Raw genomic sequence first — 22,378 nt, 5'->3', positions numbered from 1 at the left:
TGGGCAGCCAACGGCTAATTTTTGTTCGCAACCAGTAGAAAGGTTGCGCATAAGAGAATATTTTCGGGTATTCTCTATCAAACAACCGCTTGCATAGGGCGAGGTCGCCCACAAACTTTATCACGGAGTCGCTGAGATGGATCGTGGATTTTACCGGTTTGCCAACGTCGTAGTCACATTAACAGCCTTTCTTTTAGGAGGAGTACTCATGCAGAGTCAAGTAAGAGGGGAGGAATGGCACGCGGCCATAGGCCCTTTGAAAACGCGGTGGACCGACTCGGTGTCGCCAACAAACGATCACCCAGAGTACCCACGACCGCAGATGGAGAGAAGCGTTTGGCAGAATCTCAATGGGCTTTGGGAGTATGCCATTATCCCGAAGGATGCTTCCTGGTCGGGAGCGGCTGATGGTCACATTCTGGTGCCTTTCCCTGTGGAGTCGGCGCTATCGGGAGTCATGCGATCGGTCACGCCAAATGAGCGCGTGTGGTATCATCGCACTTTCGATGTGCCTCCGAGCTGGCATGGGAAGCGCGTGTTGCTGCATTTTGGGGCTGTAGATTGGGAGACGAACGTATGGGTAAATGGGAAAAAGGTCGGTACGCACAGAGGGGGCTACGATCCGTTTACCTTCGACATCACCGAGGCGCTAAAGCCGAGCGGCTCGCAAGACCTGCTGGTTTCGGTTTATGATCCGACAGACGGCGAAGAGGGTGGACTGCAACCGCATGGCAAGCAGACACTACATCCCGGCGGTATCATGTATACACCGACCACAGGGATTTGGCAAACCGTTTGGCTTGAGCCGGTACCCCATACCTATATATCCGATCTCAAGATCGTCCCCGATATAGACCACTCTCAACTACATCTAACGGTATTCGTTAACGGCTCAATAACAGGCTACCAGGTGGAAGCGCAGGCAACGGAGCAGAATCGTGTGGTGGCACGAGGTTCGGGAGCGCCAAATGCGGAGCTAACGCTTTCCATTCCTAATGAAAAATTATGGTCACCCAACGATCCGTTTCTTTACGGGCTAACGGTAACGCTGCGCAACGCTGGCGGCGCTGTGGACATGGTGAAGAGTTACTTCGGAATGCGCAAAATCTCGATAGGGCCGGATGAAAAGGGCATTACGCGCATCCTGCTGAATAACAAGCCGATTTTTCAAATCGGTCTGTTAGACCAAGGGTTTTGGCCCGATGGGCTATACACGGCGCCGAGTGAGGCTGCTATGCGCTACGATTTGGAGACGATCAAGCGGCTTGGGTTCAATCTTTTACGCAAGCATGTGAAGGTTGAGCCGGACGTCTGGTATTCTCTTTGCGACCATCTTGGCATCTTGGTGTGGCAAGACATGCCCAGCGCCAGCCGCCCGGCGAATTTAGACCCGGAGATTTTGGCACGGCGCGATCAAGAGTTCGAACATGAACTCAAGGCGATGATCCAGACACACTGGAACCATCCTTGCATCATCATGTGGGTGCCGTTTAATGAGGGATGGGGGCAGTTTGATACGGCGCGCATTGTCTCGATGATAAAGGAGCTGGACCCCTCCCGCCTGGTGGATAACGCAAGTGGATGGACGGATGAAGGGGTCGGCGATGTAATTGACATGCACAACTATCCGGGGCCGGGGAGTCCTAAGCCGGAGCCGAATCGCGCCGCTGTGCTAGGTGAGTTTGGCGGGCTTGGTTTTGCGGTGAAAGGGCATACGTGGTCGCAGAAATCTTGGGGCTATCAGGGGCTACCAAATCGCGAGATGCTCACATTGCGTTACGCCCAACTGCTGCAAAAGGTGTGGCAGCTGCACGAAAAGCCCGGGCTGAGCGCGGCAGTATATACCCAGTTAAGCGATGTGGAGACGGAGTGCAATGGGATCATGACCTATGACCGCGCCGAGATCAAGATGAACCCGAAGATCATGACAGAGGTAAACGAGGGCCGATTCGATAATGTACCTCCTTTGCCCGAGCCGGCCGTGCTGACGAAGACCATCCTTTGGAGATATACTACTCAGAGACCCGGGGAGGGGTGGTTCAAGCCAGGCTTCGACGATTCGGGATGGAAAGAGGGGGCGGCGGGGTTCGGCACGCAGGGCACGCCGGGAGCTATCGTCCATACCGAATGGAACACGGACGACATCTGGTTGCGGCGTACGGTAGACCTGAAGGCCGATCTCTTAAAACATCCGCTATTGCTGCTGCATCACGATGAGGATGTGCAGGTCTATATCAATGGCGTCCTTGCGTTTGAAGAACCTGGCTTTCTCACGGAGTATGAGGTTGTCCCGATACGACCGGAGGCTCTAAAAACCCTGCATCCCGGACCAAATCTACTTGCGGTGCACTGCCACCAGACGACGGGAGGCCAGTATGTGGATGTGGAGTTTGTTGGAGAGGGGAATGAAGTTGAGCAGACGGCGCATTCCCGGTAGAGTGCTTGGTGCCATCGGCATTTTGTGCGCGATTGTAGGCTTAGGAGGGGAAGCGGCAGCAAGCGGTGCAAAGATGCTGCCGCACTCCTTCTGGCCGGGAGTCGTTCAGCCGTTCGATATGCGCGACGTTCGACTGCTGCCAAGCCCGTTTCTTACGGCGCGTGAGGCCGATGCGCACTACCTACTTTCCCTTGATCCTGACCGACTGCTCTATAACTTTCGTGTTAATGCAGGCTTGCCGCATCCGGGCCGACCATTAGGCGGTTGGGAGGCGCCCGATTGTGAGCTTCGGGGCCACTTTGTTGGACACTACCTTTCTGCCTGTTCCTTGCTCTATAGAGCTACAGGGGATAAGGCGTTCAAACGGCGTGTGGACTACCTGGTGGCGGAGTTGGCAAAATGCCAGAAAGCGCTAGGAGGCGAGTATCTTTCCGCCTTTCCTACCTCGTTTTTCGACAGGTTAGAGACGGGTAAACCCGTTTGGGCGCCCTACTACACCATTCATAAGATCATGGCCGGCCTTGTGGATGCCTATACGCTTTGCGGCAATGAGCAGGCTTTACGAATTGCAGAGCGCATGGCGGCCTACTTTAAACAGCGCACCGACCGGCTCGCACCTTGGCAGATGGATCGTGTTTTGCAGGTAGAGTTTGGCGGAATGCCTGCCGTGCTCTACCGGCTCTATACGTTGACTCACAATCCGAACGATCTCGTTCTAGCCCATCGTTTCGATCAGGCGTCTTTCTTAGGGCCTCTAGCCCTTCACCACGATGATCTCACCGGTATCCACGCAAACACGCATATCCCAAAGATATTGGGGGCAGCAAGGCGTTATGAGCTGTTCAGAGACCCAACGTATCGCTCTATCGTAAGCTACTTCTGGAATCTAGTGACACAAACACGCTCTTATGCCACCGGTGGAAGCAATGCAGGAGAGTATTGGGGCCCGCCTAACCGATTGGCAAATACTCTTGTCTCCAATAATCAGGAGACATGTACAACCTACAATATCCTGAAGGTCACTCGTACCCTATTCACCTGGGCGGCAGATGAGAAATACGCAGACTTTTATGAGCGTGCCCTCTACAACGGCATTCTTGAGGCACAAGACCCGCAGACCGGCATGATGATCTACTACACACCGCTCGCTGCCGGTAGTACGAAGCAGTGGGGAACCCCTACCCATTCGTTTTGGTGTTGTTATGGCACGGGCGTCGAATCGTTTGCGAAGCTGAATGATAGCATCTATTTTCATAGCTCGGATGGTCTTTATGTTAATCTGTTTATTCCATCAGAGCTAAATTGGCAGCAGAAAGGCGTGCGTCTCGTTCAAACGACGGCCTTTCCCGAATCGGATACTACCAAGTTGCAGTTCCATGTGCGCCGGCCCACGAAACTGACGCTCAACCTTCGGGTTCCGGCCTGGACGACGTCAGATTACCGGGTATGGGTAAACGGAAAACCGTTAAGATTTGCGGTAAGACCAGGTTCTTATCTTTCCATGGAGCGGGTCTGGCACGATGGCGATACGGTTGAGGCGAAGATGCCTATGATACTCCACACCGCACCTATGCCAGACGATAAGGATATGGTGGCATTCATGGTGGGGCCGATCGTTTTGGCCGGTATTATCACGCCGGAGGTGCGAGAGACTTACCTGTTAGATGAGCACGGTATGCCTCTGACTGCCGGTTATTTCCCCATCAACAGCCTTTCTATGGCCTCCATGTTGCGCCCCGTTGCCGGCCAGCCTTTAGTCTATAGAAGCGTTGGTGCCGATCCGGCGATCACCTTCATTCCGCTCTACAAGGTGATTCATCAGGCCTATGGGGTCTATTGGCGATTGATGGACAAGGGCAGCCCGCAATACGCACGCTTTAAAGCGGCCATGGCGGAGCGGGCACAGCGAGAGGCCTTGGTTGTAGATAGGGTTCAGCCCGGTGACACAAACTCAGAGCAGGCGCATCAGTTGCAAGCCCACGATAGCAACACCGGCGTTTTCAACGGAGGGCAGTGGCGTGATGCTACCGGCTCTTTTTCCTGGCAATTGAAAGTGTTGCCCGACCAACCGATGGTGCTCTCTTGCATGTATTGGGGAGATGAGGGAGGCGAGCGTGTCTTCGATATTCTTGTGGATGGGCAAAAGTTGGCGACTCAGACCTTGCTTCACAACCATCCCGGCGCTTTCTTTGAGGTAGATTACCCCATTCCGTTCGAGTGGACGCGCGGAAAACAGAGCATCACCGTTACCTTTCAGGCGCATCCTGGGGCGATAGCCGGAGGCGTTTTCCGATGTGAGATTCGGCGTCGGGCACCTTCATCGCAATCGGTGCTGAGAGAAAGGTAGGTGGTGGCTCTCTTATGAAGATAAGCGATATTGAGGTCTATCTGGCATGTCCGGGTAGAAACTATCTATTTATCAAAGTATTGACAGACACTCCGGGTCTATGGGGTGTTGGTGAAGGCACACTCAACGGCAGCGAGCCGATTGTGGCTTCGACCATCCAACACATTACACCTTTGCTTATTGGACGGGACCCTCAGCGCATTGAGGATATATGGCATCTGATCTATCGGCAGGGATATTGGCGTGGCGGCCCTATCTTCATGGCGGCGCTGGCTGCGATAGACCTAGCGCTTTGGGACATCAAGGGTAAAATCGCCAACTTACCGGTTTATCAACTCCTTGGAGGGCGGGCACGGGATGGAGTGATGTGTTATAGCCATGCGGGTGGTCGGGATGAAAAGGAGTGTGAAGATAACGCCCGCAAGCTTATCGAACAGGGATTTCGCGCGGTTCGATGTCAGGTAGGTCCTTATGGAGGGGCGGGAGTTATTGGTGAGTTGCCACCGTTGCATCCGGAAGCTCCGCCCACGAGCCTCTATGAGCCGACACCCTATTTACTGCAGGTGCCCAAGCTGTTTGCTCACTTAAGAAGCAAACTCGGCATGGAGATAGAACTATTGCACGATGTACACGAACAACTCGACCCTATTCAGGCAGCACGGCTCGCCAAGGAGTTAGAGCCGTATCGGCTATTTTATCTTGAAGACCCCCTTATGCCGGAGCATCGGGAGAGTTGGCCGCTTGTGCGTGCGGCCTCCACGACCCCCTTAGCCATCGGTGAGATATTTACGTCGCGCTGGGACTGTCTGCCGGTTTTTATGAATCGGTGGGTAGACTACATTCGCATTAAGCCCCTGCATGTAGGTGGCTTGACGGAAGCACGAAAGATCATGGTGCTGGCAGAGCCTTTCAATGTGCGAAGCGCTTTTCACGGGGCAGCGGACATAGGGCCTGTGGCGCAAGCGGCTTCTGTGGCGTTGCAGATGGTGATCCCGAATTTTGGTATTCAGGAGTGGACACGATTTCCGGAGCCGGTTTATGAAGTTATAGAGGGTATACCAGAGATGCGACAAGGCTTTCTTTACCCCAATGAGCGCCCTGGTTTAGGGATTGAGATAGATACCGCGAAGCTACAAAAATATCCTTATAAACGCGCCTTCATGCCCATCGTACGTCGTGCTGATGGCACAATGCATGTTTACTGAAACGAGCGTCGGAAGGCCAGCACCGGTCTGGCCTACAGGATTGCCACAGGAAGGATGTTGGGGTAGGCCTTGTGCCTACCCTTGCTTTTTAGCCCTTGTGCTATCCTCTGCGCGTGAAACCGGTCTTGAGGGGAAGGGCGCCATTCCGCTCAGAACTGGTGGGAATTGAAACTCAAGATTTCTCGCCTTCGGCTCGAAATGACAAGCGTATCACCGGCTCTTCAAGACCGATACAGGGTCCCCAGAAAATCGCCAGATTTTCTAGGGACCCCTGTGTCGGCGTTAAAAGAAGTAGGAATCAGACCCTATGTCCTATTTAGGCATGGTTTGACCAACGGTAGCCCCCGGCATCGGTGGCCGAAGGCATGAAAATGCACGCCTTCGGCTCGTCCTGAAGCTATTCTTGATAGTGAATAAGGCTGATGATAGGGTACTTTTCGAGCGCTTTTCGCCCCTCAAGAAAGTCTAACTCGATGAGGAAGCACAGGCCTGCTACCTGCCCGCCGGCTCGTTCCACAAGCCGAGCGGCTGCGGCTGCCGTCCCTCCGGTCGCAAGTACGTCGTCTACAATAAGCACTCTTTGGCCCGGTTTGATGGAGTCGGTATGAATCTCCACCGTGTTTGTGCCGTATTCCAGGGCGTACTCTTCTACGAGCCGATTGTAGGGCAGTTTCCCGAGTTTGCGCAGTGGTACAAAGCCCACCTCCAGCTCGAGCGCCAACGGAGCACCAAAAATGAATCCTCGCGCCTCGATGCCCACAACCGCGTCCACTTTTAGCGGGCGACTCTGTTCGGTCATCTTATCTATGACCTGTTTGAGGGCATCGTAGTCTTGCAAAACCGGGGTAATATCCTTAAAAAGGATTCCCGGTTTTGGAAAGTCCGGCACATCACGCACAAGAGCTTCAGCCAAAAGTTTTTCCATAGAGAACTGTGCGGGAACTCGATTATTGCTGCCGAGAAACCCGCGTCTACCTCCTTTCCTATTTCGTAATGATTGTTGTGTTGTGTTTGGCCGATCTTTAGGGGATTCCGCGTTCCCTGATCGGTTAAAGAGGGGACGCCTCTATCTCATCGTAGAGAGCATCTATTTCTTTTTGTAACCTAATCGTTCGATCAAGAGCGGTGACGATTCGGCAGAAGGTTTGAATCTCATCGAGTGAGAGACGGCGGCCCTGCCTTTCTTTCAGCCATTTCTCGCAGACCTGGTAGCCTCCCATAGGATACTCCCAGACTTTCTGGGATATCGGTGCGAAATACTGATGCGCGTTAATGTAAGCCCTCTGTTCCACAGGACCGTAGCGTAACCCGGAAGCTCCACTTTGTTGCACAAGATGGTCTCCCTGCCCGTGATATTTACAGAGTGGAGGGTTCAGTTCGGTAGATTGTAGCAGATGAATCTGAACGAGCTGTGCGCCGAGATCGGCATAGCGCGAGAAGAGGTCGGAACGTGTAGGAAAGGGCACTCTCGGAAAGTCACTCTGAAGAAACGTATAGTATCTTTCTCGATAGGTGGGCGCATAGAGAACCGCGTAGATATAGTGAAATATCTCTTCCGGGGCGGGCAATCGGCCATAGGCTTGTGTTAAGGTTGCTGTTAATGTAGCATTTAAGTTCGGAGTCCGCTGTAGATCGCTGTGTTGATCGAAGAGATGGGTTTGTTCGCCGTTATGATAGAGATAGAGTGGGAAGAGATAGTTCGTTGTGAGGGTTGAGAGAGCAACGTGTTCAACGATAAGATTGGTGACAAGGGCATGAGACCAAGGCAGATTTAATCCTTCTTGTTTGTGAGTTATCAACCCTAAGTTCGAGCCGAGGAGCATGTGCCGCATGACATCGTATCGCGGCATACAGTGAAAGCCTCGAGAGTGGCCGGTGTAGTACGTATAGCGCACATCGAAGGGACGGTAGAGGATTGGCACAATGTGCTGCTTTGATGGCCCCGAATCGCTTAAATCTTTTTGCGCCCATTCCACCCTCCAGTCACGGGCATCTTTGCCGAGGCGGTAGGCTTGGCGGGCCAATTCCGGATCGAGGCGCACGAAGTTGGTAACCGTGTTCCAAACCTCTTCCGAAGTCCAGTGAATGGTCAGACGGTCGCGGGCGGTTACGATGCCAACGCTATAAACCGGAAAAATTTCAGGTATAGAAGGGTATCGTTGATATATAGCTTCTAGATCGGTATTACGTGGGACAAAAAAGTAGAGGGGAGAGGAAGGCTGCAGCGGTTGCCATGGTGTGCTGTTAAGGTGATTCGAGCTAAGCCATGCGTACTTGGATTCGCGAGAACCCCACAGGTCCGCATAGTATATCTTTGCTTCAGCCTTGCCTTCCTCATGGTCTGTCTGCCTATGTTGCTTCACAAAGAGCGCAATGGCTACGCCTTGTTGAATGTCGAATACGTTCTGATCGGGAGAGCCATCCGGGCAGGTTTCGCGCTTTCTTGCGTTTCCGTGAAGGTTCAGTATGTAGATCTCATCATAGGTGCGTAGCAGACTTTGGCGCATGCCGCGGAATGTCGGGTTATCGAGGTAGGCGTGATTTGAGATCATGCCTACCACACCGCAGCCGGCCTGCTCGATTTTCCACTGGGCGAAACGCAAGAATTTAACATAATCGTCCTGGAGCCATTTGGGGTTTTTCTCTCCAAGAGGCCGCCCGTCCACCTGTTTGTAGTCCTCAATAAGGCCTCTTATCCAGGCTCCTTGATTGGTCGACTCGCCGGAATAGGGTGGGTTTCCGAGAATGACGAGAATGGGGGTCTGCTTTTTAATCTCAAGCGCCTGCTGCGATTCGGCGGCGAGGGCAGAGAAGAAGGGGAGCCGGCTTGTCTCAAGCTCTTCAATATCCAGAGCGTTTGTAAGATAAAAACGCACACGCTCGTCGTTAGAAAGGATGTAACCAAGCTCTTTGAGCAGGAAGTTCATTTTGAGGTGGCCGACGGCATAGGGAGCCATCATCAACTCGAAGGCAAAGAAGTTTTTTAGGATATGGTTCCGAATGAAATCGGTAAGGGCGCCGGCACCGTACCTTTCTTGAAACTCGGAGACGGCTTGCTGAGTAGCCTGAGCGACGAACGTCATCGTTCCTGCGGCAGGGTCTAGCAGCGTGATATTGTTTGAGGCCAAGCCTTCGGGCACTTGGAGACGGTCTTTAAGCAGCCCATGAAGCGAACGAACGATGTAAGAGACAACCGGTTCAGGGGTGTAGTAGACGCCGCGGCGCTCTCGCTCCTGAGGGTCATATTCTGAAAGGAAAGTTTCGTAGAAGTGGATGATAGGGTCGCTTCCTTTGCCTTCTTGGTAATAGCGGTCGAGTATCTCGTTGAGATCGGCGACCGAGAGAACCTCCACGATGTCATCTACGCACCAGATCAGCTCGGTCGGAGGGTCGGCCGAAGAGATGAATTGAAACAGCTTGCGTAAGACGCCTATGGTGTGAGGGATATGTTCGGCGGCGGTACGACGTTGGAAGCTATCCGTGGTGCGTGTTCTTGCTGCAAAAAGTCCGTAGGTAATCGTTTGGGCGAACAGGTCGGCAAAAGCTTCCGGTGTTAAGTCGGCAATGAGGAAGGTTTTGAACGCCTCATAGAAGCTGTACAGCTCGCCAGGTTCTGCTTCTTCCCGTTTGAGCTGTTCTTCGGCCACAGTTCGTAAGAAACGCGTTCGCTTGGCCAGCTCCGCCGCGAGAGATTCGGCACTATAGACTTTAGGAGTGGCAAAACTGAAAAAGCGTTCAAGTAGTGCGTAGAGAGACTCTACATTTTCTGCAGGAGGCGCCACGCGCAACGTATTGAGAACCGCGGGGCGTGCGAGAAGGGCTGTCTCTACTCTCTTACCATCCCTGTAGAGGCGGAACTCCAGAAAGTTCGTGAGAATGAGGTTCGGAAACGTTGCCCGGTAGCGCGCAAGTTGGCCTGAATTCTCGACATGGTCGAGGTGTTCCTCGGTTGGTCGCTTCGCCTCTATATAGCCGATGATATGTTGGCTTCCATCCCAAACCCGAAAGTCGGGATTCCCCGCTTCCGTGGGGCGAGGAAGCGCGGTCACTACCACGTTGCGATGGGTTGTTTGTGCAAAGGCCTCTAGCATAGCCTGAAGGGCAGGGTAGAAGCTCTCTTCACGGGCATCGCCTTGGGCGGCCACTTTAGACAGTTGCTGGAGATAGGTGTCGAACAAGGAACGGTTACCATTCATGGCAACGCTCCCACTGGAAAAAGGTTAAGCGGAGGGGGGCACTTGGAAGCCATCGGAGGAATAGGTTTAAGGCACATGTTGGCTCGAAGCGTTGGTCAGGCGCTCGGGAAGGGAATCGAACGGTGGATAGAGAACGCCTATCTCTGTGATGAAGGCGTGGATAAGCTCGGCAGGTGTTACATCAAAGGCAGGGTTGAGAACAGGAACGCCCTCTGGAGCGACGCGATGTCCTTGAATGTGGGTGACCTCTTGCGGGTCTCGCTGTTCGATGGGAATGAGGTGTCCTGAGGGAAGGCGAAGGTCGAATGTGGAAACGGGTGCAGCCACATAAAACGGGATGTTGTGGTAGTGCGCGAGGACGGCAAGACCATAGGTGCCGATTTTGTTGGCGGTATCTCCGTTGGCGGCAATGCGGTCGGCCCCGACAATCACGCAGTCGATCTTTCCTTCGCGCATGAGCACGGCGGCCATATTGTCGGCAATGATGGTGACCGGAATCGAGTCTTGGGCTAACTCCCAGGCAGTGAGCTTCATTCCTTGCAGGCGCGGTCGCGTTTCATCGGCATAAACCTCCACCGTTTTGCCTAGTTCCACGGCGGCTCGAACGACCCCAAGTGCGGTGCCGTAACCCACCGTAGCGAGAGCGCCGGCATTGCAGTGGGTAAGCACACCGGCGTGTTGGGGAAGGAGTTGGGCCCCATGATGACCCAGACGCCTATTAATTTGGATGTCCTCCTCAAGCATACGAAGCCCTTCATCTAGAACGGCCTGACGGATATGTTCCACACTGTCAGAAGCCTCGCGTGCGACGGCAAGAATGCGGTCTACAGCCCAAAAAAGGTTCACGGCAGTTGGACGAGCCGAACGAAAGGCTCGAGCCATGGTTTCAAGGTGCGCGAGGAGGGCGTCGCCGGTATCGAACGGAGGACTATGTTGTGCGCCAAGAGCCATCCCTAACGCGGCTGTGCAACCGATGGCAGGGGCGCCTCGAACGACCATGGTGCGGATAGCCTCGACAACATCGCGCCAATCGGTGTAAGTAATGTACGTGAGGCGGTGAGGAAGGGCGTTTTGGTCTATCAAAACCAACCGTCCCTCACGCCAATCCACCGTTTGCAAAGTTGTTCCGAGCCGTTGTTCCGACATCGTTCAAGCCTCAACTTTGGCATGATCTAGCGCATGATGGCAGGGGCTGTCTAGATCGAGCGGAATTCTCTGCACCAACTCCTTGACAACTTTCTTGATGCGTTCCGCGTTTTTCAGAAAGGTTTCATAGACTTCCTTTTGGGTAACCGGTGCTACTTCGCCTTCGGCTACCAAGCCGCTATCGTAGTCTGTGATAAGGGAGATATTCACCACGGCGATATTTTGTTCGAGAGCTAGGTAGGCTTCCGGATATTGGGTCATATTGATCACTTCCCATCCGGCTTGAGTAAACCAGCGACTTTCGGCTTTTGTGGAGAAGCGAGGGCCTTGAATGACTACTACCGTTCCGCGCTCATGGACGGGGATACCTTGTTCCCGGATGACCTCGATAGCAAGTTTGCGCAGGTGAGGGCAATAGGGATCGGCACTTGAGACATGATACACTTCTGGGCCATCGTAGAAGGTATCTTTTCGGTTGCGGGTACGGTCTACATACTGATCGCAAACCACGAAGTCGCCGGGTTTAATGTGGCTTTGTAAGCTGCCGGCGGCACAAGGGCTGATGAGAAAGCGTACACCAAGTCGTTTCATCGCCCAGATATTCGCCCGATAGTTGATGGCATGGGGAGGAATCGTATGGTGTCGCCCATGCCGAGGAAGAAAGGCCACTCGCCGATCCGCGAGGGTGGCAAGGAAGATATTATCGCTTGGAGAGCCAAATGGGGTATCTACGGTGATCTCCTCTACCTTTTCAAAAAGAGAGTAAAAGCCGCTGCCGCCGAAGACTCCGATCTCCGCGGTAGGGGTTGTGTTATCAGCAGGCATCCTACAGTAAAAAGCTCCTCTAAATCTATGGGATGAAGAATGGTAGACGGCGTCTATTTTACCCGCTCACGACGAACTTTTGGGGGAATGGGGAATGCAGGGTGTTTGGCGGGTATGGATTCGACTTGGTGCTCTTGCCTGAAGCGTTGGCCTATGCGAAGAGTCGGTGCGTTGACCGAAAATGGCTTTATGTCGGTAAGATTCAGGAGTTTATCGGTTTTACACTAGAAGAGAGGGAGCACGGTGATAACGAGAGCGGTTTTTCTGGATAGGGACGGGGTGTTGAGCGTGGAGGGAGGCGACTACGTGACCCGCCCCGACTTGCTGAGGATGTTGCCCAGAGTGGGCGAGGCGATAGAACGTCTGAACCGAGCGAACTTTAGAGTTATGATTGTAACCAATCAATCTGCGGTTGGGCGGGGATTGATGACCTTGGACGATTTAGCAGAAGTTCATACACGGTTGCAGGAAGAAGTTGCCTTGGAGGGAGGTAGGATAGATGCGGTCTATTTCTGCCCTCATCGTCCGGAGGAGGGATGCTCCTGTCGCAAACCGGCTCCGGGGATGCTCTTACGCGCTGCGGAGGAGCACGATGTTGATCTGCATCGGAGCTACATGATAGGCGATTCTCCGAAGGATATTGCCGCCGGGGCATCGGTGGGATGTCGTACCGTGCTGGTTTTAAGTGGACACACGCGGGCTTACGAGCCGTGTCGGTTTCCCTCGCCGCAGCCCGAATGTGTCTGTGCCGATCTATGGAATGCCGTCGAATGGATACTTTCAGTAGAGGCTACCGATTCCGGTTCCTAGAGCCTGACCGGCGGGGCCATAGCCGAAGGCGCGGAAGAAGGGGAAGGCAGTGATACGAATGGAAAGGTAGAAGGCGCGTTCCGGGCGGAAGCCTCCGACGTTGTTGGTGTAGGTTAGGCTCATCTCGAGACAATCCCAATCGTGGATGATCTGGAGGTTTTGAGCCGTGAAGCTTCCGGTGAGACCGCTGTAGAGGTAGAGGCCGTTAATGCGCCATGAGCGTCCAATAGGAATAGAGAACTGAGTGTTCAGTTGGGTAATTTTCCGTCGAATTCCGGGCTGCTGTGGGTCTATATTGGCGAGGATGTCGAGGCCGAAATCGTTTTTGCCACGTAGGCTTAGCTGGTTGACGAGGGCGAAGAAGCGCCCGCGATTCGGGTCGTAGACTTGGGTCGCATCAAAGCGAACGGAGGGAGTAGGGCGCCACATAAGGCGTGTAGAGAGCGACTGCCAAGGAAGGGTGCCCGGTGTGTGGGTGAGATCGTAGCCGACGCGAGCTGTAAATTGAAAATGAGGGTCATCTAGGTAGCCACCATCGAAAGAGAGATAATGGGATCGCCGCAGTTGGTCGAAGTAGAAAGGGGTGGCGCCTTCCGGCTGATCGTAGACGTAATCAATGTCGAAGCCGGAGCGGCCCGCGATGTGTTGGCGTAGATGCATATCGTCGTGGAGGCGATATTCGGCGGCACCATCGCCGTAGAAGCGTTGTTCGAAGCCGAGGGCGGTTGTGAGTTCTGTTCGTCCCATTAGGAGGGTAATGGGTTGTGTGTTGAGGCCTAAAAGCACGCGGTCGGTATTCACTTCGGAGCCGGGTTCGGAGTATTGCCCTATGCCCAGTTCGAGGGTTAGCGGCAGTTCTCGTAGCCAGCCACCTCGGAAACGGTAGGTATTCAAGTCCATTTTAAGCTCCGGCAGCTTTTGCAGCACCCCGAACGAGCCTCCTGTTTGGGTGCCGATGGGGGTAGAACCGTTTGCCACCAGAGAGAGAGCATACTCACGAGCGTCGTGTTGATAGCTGAAGTTTTCATCCAGTCGTTCCGATTTTGAGGAAAAGCCCGAGCCACCGGAGAGAAGATCGGAAAGCTCCAAATCGTAGGACAGGCTATTATGTGTGCTGCCGGAAGAGCCGAAGAGGAAATCTTGTTTGAGGCTGCCGGTAAGTTGACGGCTAAAGAAACCGGGCGAGAAGCTGGTGGCGAGATTAAGCGTAAGGCCGCCATCTGTGCCGTGTAGAGGGTCGGTGTGGGTAAAATCGAATCGGGTGGTTTGGGTGTCGTAGCTAACGGTGCCTGAGCCAAAGGCGTAGCTATTACGTTGCAACTCCGAGTCGATAGCAAAGCGGTTGTTGCTGCCGATGTTCTGTTGGTGTTTAAAGCTGGCGCTGAAGTTGGTGTTGAAGCCTTGGGATAGGTAGCCTTGAAGGGTAAAAAGCCCGCCGTTGGTAGGGCCCAGGCCGGTGCCGAGCCGCGGAAGCCGATTGCTTATGGTGCCGTAGCCGTAGGCTGAGACGTACACGCCATTATCTGCTGCGTAGGCACCACTTGTCGGCGAGGTTTGCGGTGTCTGTTTGCCTGCAAGGTACTCTTGTTCGAATCGGTAGCCAATGCCACGCTTTTGTGTGATGTCGAGGCGGAAGAGGCCGGCGGCATCCCGACCTTCTGCGAAGGCATAGGGGAAACGGGCGAAGTAGCCCTCGTCTATATTTTGGCCGAACTCAGGAAGGTAGTTGGTGCGCGGGCGTTTTGGAAGACGTTGATTGAGGGGAATTACAAGTTCCGGCAGCGTAATGAGTTTTACTCCAAAGAAGAAGATGCTCACCTTGCGGAGCGTTAGCTTTTGATAGGGCACTAACTCCGCCGAGCTTATTTGCAGTTGATAGTGCGGGGTGGGCTGGGTGCAGGTGGTGGCCGAGAGACTTTGGCCAAACAGGTAACCGGACTGGTTGCCTTCAAGTGTTTGGCCTTTTATGAAGATGGGCGAGTAGATGTTGCCGCTAAACAGGGATGGGGTAAGCATGCCATGTGGGTTGCCTAGTCGGAAGCTTCCATCGGGGGGATAGAAGAAGATGGTATCGGCCGTAGCAACTATTCCATTTCGTTCGATACGCGCATTGCCGCTAAAGAGGAAGCCGTTTTTAAAACTTCCGTCCATTCTCTCTGCGCTGATGGTGGTACCGAGATAGTTAATAGAGATGCCGCCGCTGACATGGTACACGCCATCCGGACTGATGCTAAAGGGGCCTTGTAGGTGAATTTGAAAGGACTGTTGAGGTGGCGCAGATGGCGGACGGACGAAGGCGGAAGGAGGTGGTGTAGCGGAGCTTACAGGGGGTTGATCCTGTAAGGGTGAGAATAAAGCCCAAATCTTGAGCAGCGCTAAGGATACGGCGATAGGCATAGGGCATATAGGGGGGACAGAGCGACGGCCACATTATGACATATTTACGAAAGAGGCAGAAAGGAGTGACTGGCTACTGGGCCTCTTGGCCGATCCGAACCCAAGCGTCCCATTTTTGGCCGAGCGAAACGGGCTGTGCAAGCAGTGGGTCTTCTTTACGACCAAGTCGTGCCAACTCCTGAGAGATCCAGCCCTCTAGTTCCTCTTGTAGTGCCTGAGCTTCATCGGCTCGGGAGTCGGCCAAATTCTGAGATTCTGCCGGGTCTTGAGCGAGATCGTACAGCTCGATGGGCGGCATGCCATGCCGGTCTGGGCGACGGGCAAGGATCAGTTTACGGTCGCGAGTACGAAGGGCCCATTTCGATTGCCAGGTGTTTTCGCAACTAATGACGCGATCCCATCCTTGGAAAGGGCGATTTTCGATAAGAGGCTGCCAAAAGCTTTTACCTTCCATGTGGGGGGGTGGGTTAGCTCCTACGGCGGAGAGCACTGTGGGCGCAATATCCAGGTGTTGCACCATCTCTGAAATAACCGTATTTGGCCGAATGTACTGTGGATGACGCATGATGAGGGGGACGTGGATGGTCTGATCGTAGAGCCCATGGTGTTCAAAGTAGATATCGTGTTCGGTAAGGCTTTCGCCATGGTCACCGGTAAGGATAACAAGGGTGTTTTGATCGAGGTTCTCTTCGGTAAGAGCCTCTAGGAGTTGACCGATGGCTTCATCCACATGGCGTATTTCGGCATCATAGAGAGAGGAGATGTAGTTTACGTCACGAACAGTGCCTAATTTTTTAAACCAGATGTCATGAAACATCCCCCAGATCGGCTGACGTCTTACCGGTTCCATCGTATCGGGGCCTGAGAAAGGGTCTTTATCCGGTGGATAGAACATCCTATAGCGTTGGGGAGGCAGATAGGGGGCATGTGGCTCCCAGTAGTGAAGGAAGAGGAAGAACGTTTCTGTTTTATGTTGACGCAGCCAAGGGATAGCCCGCGCGTTGATCTCTTCACATGATACGAGTAGTCGCAGTTTATGACGGAAGCTAGGGTTAATGTAGAACTCATAGCCGCGAGCAAGCCAAGGTTTTATGTCGTAAAGATTATCTACGGCGGCGGTAGTATAGTTCGCTTGTTGGAGCAGTTCGGGAAGGACGGGGATTTTCCGATCGAGGTCTACTTGGCCTCCATGGCAAACGATGTTGTGGCTGATGGGGTGAAGGCCTGTGTAAATGGTGGTATGGGCGGGTGTGGTGGGGATGCCGGGGGCGAAGCAATGGGTAAAGCAGGCTCCTTGTGCGGCGAGTCGGTCTATGTTGGGCGAAGTAGCGAGTGGGTAGCCATAGCAGCCGAGGTGGTCGGCCCTTAGGGTATCTATGACGATAAGGAGAACGTTCATTTATCTCTCATTGGGAGGGGGCACAACGCCGCCACATTATGAAATTCTTCTCTACATTATAACACTTGAGGCGGTTCTTCTTCGTACTAATATTTAGCACTTAAGAGTTGGTTTTGCAACACTTTGCATGATAGGTTAGACAGTGGTGCGAAATAGGTCAAATGAGCGGGTATACTTTGCAGAGAATAAAGCCCGTCGAGGTCTGTGGGCATCATCAAAAGGCGCTCTGTGCCAGCAAAGCGGTTCAAGCGCCTGAGAGGATAGAAGGTTTCGATGGCGGTAGCGCGTGGAACATCACCCAAAAGACCGTTAAATAAAGTGATCGCCGGTTGCCCGCCCTCTGGTATTCGTCGGTTCTTTGATATTGCGAGCCAGATGGAAGGGGTGATTTCTTTGGGGGTGGGCGAGCCGGATTTTGTAACACCGCGACTTATTCGTGAGGCCGGTATCCGCGCCCTTGAGGAAGGTCGCACCTCTTACACGGGCAACAGCGGTTTGCCCAAGCTGCGGGAAGGTATTTGTGCCTTGCTGGAGCGCCGACATGGGGTGCGTTATGACCCAGAAAGCGAGTGCTTGATTACGGTTGGTGTGTCGGAAGCGCTGGATTTGGCGTTGCGGGTGTTGATAAACCCTGGCGATGAGGTAATCGTACCTACGCCCTGTTATGTGGCTTATGAGCCGTGCATTCAGTTTGCCGGCGGCGTTGCGGTGACGATCCCGACCTACATGGAGGAGGGATTTCGGTTAGACCCGAGTCGCGTGGAAAGCGCCATAACATCAAGGACGAAAGCTATTCTTATCGCTTCGCCTGCCAACCCGACGGGAGCAACGCAGTCGCGCGAGAATTTGATTCGACTTGTTGAGATCGCCGACCAGTACGATCTCTATATTATCTCCGATGAGATTTACGAGCGCCTGACCTATGAGGGCGAGCCAACCTGTGTGGGAGCGTTGCCTTTAGCGCGAGAGCGAACGGTGGTGTTAAACGGCTTTTCGAAAAGCCATGCGATGACGGGGTGGCGCGTAGGATATGCTTGCGGACCGGAGCCTATTCTCCGCTTGATGACCCGAGTGCATCAGTACACCATGCTCTGTGCGAGCCATATTTCTCAGCTTGCAGCCATTGCGGCCATCGAAAACGGCGACGCGGATGTGGAGGCTATGGTGGCCGATTACGATAAGCGGCGGCGTATTTTTGTAGAGGGGCTAAACCGCATAGGCCTGGAATGCCTTATGCCACAAGGGGCCTTTTACACATTTCCCTCCATTAAGCGTTATGGGCTTTCGAGTGAGGAGTTTGCGGAGCGATTGTTACAGGAGGAGCGTGTAGCGGTAGTGCCAGGTACCGCCTTTGGCACAGCCGGAGAAGGGCATATACGCTGCTCTTATGCTACGGCGTTAACGAAAATAGAGGAGGCTCTTGAACGAATGGAACGATTTCTGCGTCGGCTGGAGAACGCTAGATGATAGAAAGGGTTAATCGGCGATTTGTGGGTTGGGGTGTTTGCATGCTCTTTCTATGCTGTTTCATCGGCGTCGCTCGTGCCGACCGCATCGTGCTTGCACCGATGGCGGAGACGCCAGACCCCAATAGTTTAGGGTTATCCGGTCTATTAACGCCCTATCGGCATGATAACAGCTTTCTATGGCTCCGATACGCCTCTGCGCAAGGAATAGAGTTGGAACTGCAACGTGCGGCGCTGCTTCCTGACCCAAAGACGCGCTATACTTTCGATGTGGAGTACCCTCTCACCTTCGATTTTGCCGGTCTTCCGGCCATCGCTTTAGGGGTACGAGACCTTTTTGGGACAGGGGATGAGCACGGTGCGCTGTATGCGGTCGTGAGTCATTCTCCCATTATCCCTGAGCGCCTGAAACCCTTCCTTAACCACTTTCGCCTGACGGCCGGCGTGGGAACCGGCACGATGGATGGGCTGTTCGTGGGGATACAGGCCAAAATGCTTGGTTCCGTTACGCTCTCTGCCGAACTTTACCGCAGACAGCCCAATTTTGGCCTGAATCTGCCGGTAATTCGGGGGATGAGTGCGGATTTTGCAAGCATCAATGGAACCATTTACTATGGTTTCAGTGTCCATATAGTTCGTTAGAACTCTTAACAAGGAAACTTTTATTTCGGGACAGGCATAGATGCAGAGCTTGAACGCTTTAGAAGACAGAAGAAAAGTTGTGCTCATCAAGAGCCTACGTACGAAGAACCGGTTCTACGCGCTTGTAGAGCCGGAACGCGGTATACGCAATGCCGACACGGTGGAGGATATTCCCGACGATCTCATTTTGGGCATTGCGTACCCGTGTCTGGAGGATGGTCTGAACGATTTTGCCGTAATACGCACTACATTTGAGACTATCGATCTGTTTCCCGAGAACGACCCACTTCGTGCCGAGATGATGGAGATCGTAAAAGAGGCACGGGACAATTTGGTAAGGCGGCTGCAAGAGCTTAGGGATAAGCTATCCGCACGAAAGGCTTTCTTTTTGGGTACCGATTACAACGAGTTCAAGCAGCATGCTCTGCGGGTGATGCAACATGGCTATCAGCGTCGTATGCTGGATGGCATGATGAAGCTTAACGTTTTCTGCAGTGTGGCGGAAGCCGAAGGCTACACCGATCCGAACGAGTTGCCCTACTTTTACGAGCCTAACCCTAGCACAAGCATTGATGTGTTTCAGGAGCTGCCGCCGGAGGCGTTTATTGTTCGTCTCTTTGACGACGTGCTCGAAAGTGTTTTGAACGATGCCAACTATCAGAATCAATACCGTTTTGACCGAAACGTCTTCCAAAAGTTTTTGACGGTGATGTTTGTTAACTATGCCACAACCGAACCGATTTTTTACGGCATTAATCGAGGCGATTATGGGGTATCTTCCGAAAAGGAGATGGATACCACCCCGCTCTATATGGCTATCCGGCGGGAGCTGCTCGCCATCGAGGAGCGGCTGCGGGTTGCTCCCGAAGAGGAAGTGCAGCCGGTTGTCGTGCCGAGTTTAGATTCTGGGGTGCCGGCGCCCACCAAAGAGGTGCAGGTGAGCCTGCCTGGTGAATTAGTGAATGAGGAGGTGCTGATGGGGCCTATCTCCTCACTCTGTTCTGCCGCTCTGCTGTTGCGGCGGAAAAGCGACCCAGAGACCCAGCGGATCGCGCGTGTTATTTTGGCAGACGCTGAGAAGTTAGTAGATGAGCTAAAACGACTCGGAATTATCTCTCCACTTACGAATAACCCCGGTCATGTGAACAACGTATGAATTGTATTGACTAGCCTTTGGGAGAGCAAAAGAATGAAGTGTGATGTGCTCGTGGTTGGAGCCGGTCATGCCGGATGTGAGGCGGCTTTGGCGGCAGCCCGGCTTGGTTGCCAGACGATTGTAGCGACCCTTAATCTAGAGAAGATCGCCCATCTACCCTGCAACTGCTCCATTGGTGGGCCGGCCAAGGGGCATTTGGCACGCGAGATAGATGCGCTCGGTGGAGAGATGGGGTTAAACACCGATCGCACGCTAACACATATTCGGTTTGTAGGCACCGGTAAAGGGCCTGCAGTACGAACGTTGCGCGCTCATGTAGATAAGACGCTCTATCCGCTTGCCATGCGCCGCGTGCTAGAGGAGACCCCGAATCTGGAACTTCTAGAGGCCTCCGTCGAAGAGTTGATCGTCGAGGGATATCGTGGAGACTCCGGGAAGAAGGTGATGGGGGTTCGGTTAGGAGATGGAAGGGAGATCGAGGCGAAGGCCCTGATCGTCACCACCGGCACCTTTCTGAATGGCCTTATGCATTGTGGAGAGCAGCAGACCGTTGGAGGGCGTTTTGGTGAGGACCGAAGCGTTGGCCTGTCGTTGTCATTACGGCAGCTAGGTTTTCGCATGGGACGTTTTAAAACGGGGACGACCCCACGAGTTCACAAGGATAGTGTGGACCTTGGGGCTTTAGAAGAACATCCTTCTGAGGATTGCCCTCCCTTCTCTTTTCTGAACGATCGGCTTGCTATCGAGCGTCCTCTCTTGCCCTGTTGGCAGACACACACGAATGCCCGCACCCATGCGATTATTCGAGAAAACTTGCATCGCTCCGCCATGTATGGCGGGAGGATCGAGGGCATTGGCCCGCGCTATTGTCCTAGCATTGAGGATAAGGTGGTGCGCTTTGCGGATAAGGAGGCGCATCCGGTTTTTCTTGAGCAGGAGACGTGGGAGGGTCCCTCTCTCTACGTTCAAGGCATGTCCACGAGCCTGCCGGCAGACGTCCAGTTGGAGTTTCTGAAAACGTTGCCCGGCCTAGAACATGTGGAGATGATTCGACCGGGCTATGCCGTTGAGTACGATATGGTTTTCCCCGATCAGCTTTTCCCGACGCTGGAAACGAAACTCGTGAAAGGGCTTTTTTTGGCCGGACAGATTAACGGCACAAGTGGCTACGAAGAGGCTGCGGCTCAGGGCCTAGTAGCCGGCATCAATGCGGCGCTTTGGGTACAGGGAAGGCAACCGCTCGTGCTTGCTCGCCAAGAGAGCTATATCGGTGTGTTGATTGATGATTTGGTGACGAAAGGGGTAACCGATCCCTACCGCATGCTTACCGCTCGGGCGGAACACCGTTTGGCACTCCGTCATGACAACGCCGATATGCGGCTTACGCCGTTAGGTTGGCGTCTTGGACTTGTGACGGAGGAGCGCTATCGTCGTCTTCTTGAAAAGCAGAACCGCCTAGCAAAAGAGCGCGAACGTTTTGAGAGCCTGTATGTGATGTCCCATCAATCGGAGGCGTTGGAAGCTTTGGGAACGGCTCCGGTTGGGAAGAGTCGGGTGAGTTTCTATGAGCTGTTGCGTCGGCCAGAGTTGCGCTACGCGCATTTGGACGGATTAGCGAGAGCACTTTATCCCGATCTCGTTCACCCGGAGCCTCTTCCCCCCGATATTGCCGAGTTGTTTGAGGTTGAGGTGAAGTACGAGGGATATATTTCTCGCCAGGAGCAGCAGGTTGAACGGGCGAAGCGCCTTGAGGCCATCGAGATCCCGGAGGATATAGATTATGCCGCCGTTCGTGCTTTGTCGTATGAAGGCAGAGAGAAGTTGGAGCGAGTTAGGCCTCGCACTCTAGGTCAGGCCGGAAGAATACCGGGGTTGCGGCCGGGCGATATCCAGGCGCTCTACATTCATTTGGAGTTACGGCGGCGCCGTCGCGAGACCGAGGTTGTCATGACATCTGCAGTTGAAGGAAGCTAATCGGCCGGAGATGGCCGTTTGATGCGAAGGTGTGAGGAAAAGCTGTGGTTGGGGCTTCTAATAAGAGCTTGGCATGCGAGGCGAACATGGGGCTGATAGACATTTTCCAGGATCAACCTATCGCGTTCCGCCTCCTCCATCGGAGATAATAGTTCCATGCCCGCCTCAACATAGACTCGGCAGGTGGTGCAGGCGCAGTTCCCTCCGCATTCGTGCGGCAGGGCAACTCCAGCCTCTAAGAGCGTGTCGAGAAGCGTGTAGCCTTCCTCGGCTAAGATACGGGTGCCATCCGGTTCGAGGCCGACGGTGCTGCTCGCGATCTTCTCCCGTTCAGGGCTGGCGCCCTCTCCCGCTATGAAGATTTCCACTTTTGCTTTC

General features: G+C 53.8%; 16 protein-coding genes. 9 read left to right on the top strand and 7 right to left on the bottom strand.

The annotated features are described in order from the left end of the window. Window positions 1-136: 136 nt before the first annotated feature. The 3 genes from VKV18_RS10220 to VKV18_RS10210 are packed head-to-tail and all read left to right on the top strand — an operon-like array spanning window position 137 to window position 5,989. On the top strand, window positions 137-2,437 hold the full coding sequence (locus tag VKV18_RS10220) for a glycoside hydrolase family 2 protein (RefSeq protein WP_324204105.1): 2,301 nt from the start codon (window positions 137-139) through the stop codon (window positions 2,435-2,437). Further along, window positions 2,406-4,784, top strand: coding sequence for a glycoside hydrolase family 127 protein (locus VKV18_RS10215; protein WP_324204104.1), 2,379 nt, complete (start codon window positions 2,406-2,408; stop codon window positions 4,782-4,784). Before VKV18_RS10220 ends, VKV18_RS10215 begins: the two co-directional genes overlap by 32 nt. A gap of 14 nt (window positions 4,785-4,798) precedes the next feature. Continuing rightward, window positions 4,799-5,989 carry a D-galactonate dehydratase family protein gene (locus VKV18_RS10210; protein ID WP_324204103.1) on the top strand — a complete coding sequence of 397 codons (1,191 nt, stop codon included), beginning with the start codon at window positions 4,799-4,801 and terminating at the stop codon, window positions 5,987-5,989. Between the two features lie 397 nt (window positions 5,990-6,386). Here VKV18_RS10210 and VKV18_RS10205 read toward each other — a convergent pair whose 3' ends face one another. The 4 genes from VKV18_RS10205 to VKV18_RS10190 form a co-directional block, all read right to left on the bottom strand. Next, on the bottom strand, window positions 6,387-6,914 hold the full coding sequence (locus tag VKV18_RS10205) for an adenine phosphoribosyltransferase (RefSeq protein WP_345786411.1): 528 nt from the start codon (window positions 6,912-6,914) through the stop codon (window positions 6,387-6,389). Window positions 6,915-7,038: 124 nt separating this feature from the next. After that, window positions 7,039-10,185: a type ISP restriction/modification enzyme gene (locus VKV18_RS10200; protein WP_324204101.1), complete on the bottom strand. Its 3,147-nt coding sequence runs from the start codon at window positions 10,183-10,185 to the stop codon at window positions 7,039-7,041. A gap of 66 nt (window positions 10,186-10,251) precedes the next feature. Then, window positions 10,252-11,331: an S-methyl-5-thioribose-1-phosphate isomerase gene (mtnA, locus tag VKV18_RS10195; protein WP_324204100.1), complete on the bottom strand. Its 1,080-nt coding sequence runs from the start codon at window positions 11,329-11,331 to the stop codon at window positions 10,252-10,254. 3 nt (window positions 11,332-11,334) lie between these two features. Continuing rightward, a complete protein-coding gene (locus tag VKV18_RS10190; RefSeq protein ID WP_324204099.1) occupies window positions 11,335-12,156 on the bottom strand; it encodes an S-methyl-5'-thioadenosine phosphorylase in 822 nt (273 codons plus the stop codon). Between the two features lie 243 nt (window positions 12,157-12,399). On the opposite strand from VKV18_RS10190, the gene VKV18_RS10185 reads away from it, so the two are divergent. Further along, a complete protein-coding gene (locus VKV18_RS10185; protein ID WP_324204098.1) occupies window positions 12,400-12,966 on the top strand; it encodes an HAD family hydrolase in 567 nt (188 codons plus the stop codon). On the opposite strand, the gene VKV18_RS10180 is transcribed toward VKV18_RS10185, so the two are convergent. Both VKV18_RS10180 and VKV18_RS10175 read right to left on the bottom strand, forming a co-directional pair. Beyond that, complete coding sequence (locus tag VKV18_RS10180) at window positions 12,937-15,363, bottom strand: hypothetical protein (protein ID WP_324204097.1); 2,427 nt, start codon at window positions 15,361-15,363, stop codon at window positions 12,937-12,939. The genes VKV18_RS10185 and VKV18_RS10180 overlap by 30 nt on opposite strands. 73 nt (window positions 15,364-15,436) lie before the next feature. Beyond that, window positions 15,437-16,762: a sulfatase gene (locus VKV18_RS10175; RefSeq protein ID WP_324204096.1), complete on the bottom strand. Its 1,326-nt coding sequence runs from the start codon at window positions 16,760-16,762 to the stop codon at window positions 15,437-15,439. A 176-nt stretch (window positions 16,763-16,938) separates the two neighbouring features. Here VKV18_RS10175 and VKV18_RS10170 point away from each other — a divergent pair, with 176 nt between their 5' ends. Genes VKV18_RS10170 through mnmG form a run of 5 tightly spaced genes read left to right on the top strand, consistent with a single transcriptional unit; the run spans window position 16,939 to window position 22,000 of the window. After that, complete coding sequence (locus VKV18_RS10170) at window positions 16,939-17,079, top strand: hypothetical protein (RefSeq protein WP_324204095.1); 141 nt, start codon at window positions 16,939-16,941, stop codon at window positions 17,077-17,079. Further along, a complete protein-coding gene (locus VKV18_RS10165; protein ID WP_345786410.1) occupies window positions 17,036-18,229 on the top strand; it encodes an aminotransferase class I/II-fold pyridoxal phosphate-dependent enzyme in 1,194 nt (397 codons plus the stop codon). The genes VKV18_RS10170 and VKV18_RS10165 overlap by 44 nt, the downstream gene beginning before the upstream one ends. Continuing rightward, window positions 18,226-18,870: a hypothetical protein gene (locus VKV18_RS10160; RefSeq protein ID WP_324204093.1), complete on the top strand. Its 645-nt coding sequence runs from the start codon at window positions 18,226-18,228 to the stop codon at window positions 18,868-18,870. Before VKV18_RS10165 ends, VKV18_RS10160 begins: the two co-directional genes overlap by 4 nt. 40 nt (window positions 18,871-18,910) lie before the next feature. Continuing rightward, window positions 18,911-20,026 carry a hypothetical protein gene (locus tag VKV18_RS10155; RefSeq protein WP_324204092.1) on the top strand — a complete coding sequence of 372 codons (1,116 nt, stop codon included), beginning with the start codon at window positions 18,911-18,913 and terminating at the stop codon, window positions 20,024-20,026. Window positions 20,027-20,059: 33 nt separating this feature from the next. Continuing rightward, window positions 20,060-22,000: a tRNA uridine-5-carboxymethylaminomethyl(34) synthesis enzyme MnmG gene (gene mnmG, locus VKV18_RS10150; RefSeq protein ID WP_324204091.1), complete on the top strand. Its 1,941-nt coding sequence runs from the start codon at window positions 20,060-20,062 to the stop codon at window positions 21,998-22,000. Here the strand turns inward: mnmG and VKV18_RS10145 are convergent. After that, on the bottom strand, window positions 21,997-22,368 hold the full coding sequence (locus VKV18_RS10145; RefSeq protein WP_324204090.1) for a 2Fe-2S iron-sulfur cluster-binding protein: 372 nt from the start codon (window positions 22,366-22,368) through the stop codon (window positions 21,997-21,999). The two genes, mnmG and VKV18_RS10145, sit on opposite strands and share 4 nt — an antisense overlap. Window positions 22,369-22,378: the final 10 nt, after the last annotated feature.

It is taken from the genome of Chthonomonas sp. (genome assembly GCF_035294505.1).
Lineage (GTDB): Bacteria > Armatimonadota > Chthonomonadetes > Chthonomonadales > Chthonomonadaceae > Chthonomonas.
This window is presented reverse-complemented; position numbering and strand designations above follow the sequence as displayed.

What these genes read in the sequence shown, in the direction of transcription:
- VKV18_RS10165 (WP_345786410.1), top strand. Translation starts at nt 17,036, where the DNA reads ATGGCGGTAGCGCGTGGAACATCACCCAAAAGACCGTTAAATAAAGTG.
- mtnA (WP_324204100.1), bottom strand. Translation starts at nt 11,331, where the DNA reads ATGTCGGAACAACGGCTCGGAACAACTTTGCAAACGGTGGATTGGCGT.
- VKV18_RS10190 (WP_324204099.1), bottom strand. Translation starts at nt 12,156, where the DNA reads ATGCCTGCTGATAACACAACCCCTACCGCGGAGATCGGAGTCTTCGGC.
- VKV18_RS10160 (WP_324204093.1), top strand. Translation starts at nt 18,226, where the DNA reads ATGATAGAAAGGGTTAATCGGCGATTTGTGGGTTGGGGTGTTTGCATG.
- VKV18_RS10180 (WP_324204097.1), bottom strand. Translation starts at nt 15,363, where the DNA reads ATGCCTATCGCCGTATCCTTAGCGCTGCTCAAGATTTGGGCTTTATTC.
- VKV18_RS10155 (WP_324204092.1), top strand. Translation starts at nt 18,911, where the DNA reads ATGCAGAGCTTGAACGCTTTAGAAGACAGAAGAAAAGTTGTGCTCATC.
- VKV18_RS10210 (WP_324204103.1), top strand. Translation starts at nt 4,799, where the DNA reads ATGAAGATAAGCGATATTGAGGTCTATCTGGCATGTCCGGGTAGAAAC.
- VKV18_RS10215 (WP_324204104.1), top strand. Translation starts at nt 2,406, where the DNA reads ATGAAGTTGAGCAGACGGCGCATTCCCGGTAGAGTGCTTGGTGCCATC.
- VKV18_RS10175 (WP_324204096.1), bottom strand. Translation starts at nt 16,762, where the DNA reads ATGAACGTTCTCCTTATCGTCATAGATACCCTAAGGGCCGACCACCTC.
- VKV18_RS10220 (WP_324204105.1), top strand. Translation starts at nt 137, where the DNA reads ATGGATCGTGGATTTTACCGGTTTGCCAACGTCGTAGTCACATTAACA.
- mnmG (WP_324204091.1), top strand. Translation starts at nt 20,060, where the DNA reads ATGAAGTGTGATGTGCTCGTGGTTGGAGCCGGTCATGCCGGATGTGAG.
- VKV18_RS10205 (WP_345786411.1), bottom strand. Translation starts at nt 6,914, where the DNA reads ATGGAAAAACTTTTGGCTGAAGCTCTTGTGCGTGATGTGCCGGACTTT.
- VKV18_RS10200 (WP_324204101.1), bottom strand. Translation starts at nt 10,185, where the DNA reads ATGAATGGTAACCGTTCCTTGTTCGACACCTATCTCCAGCAACTGTCT.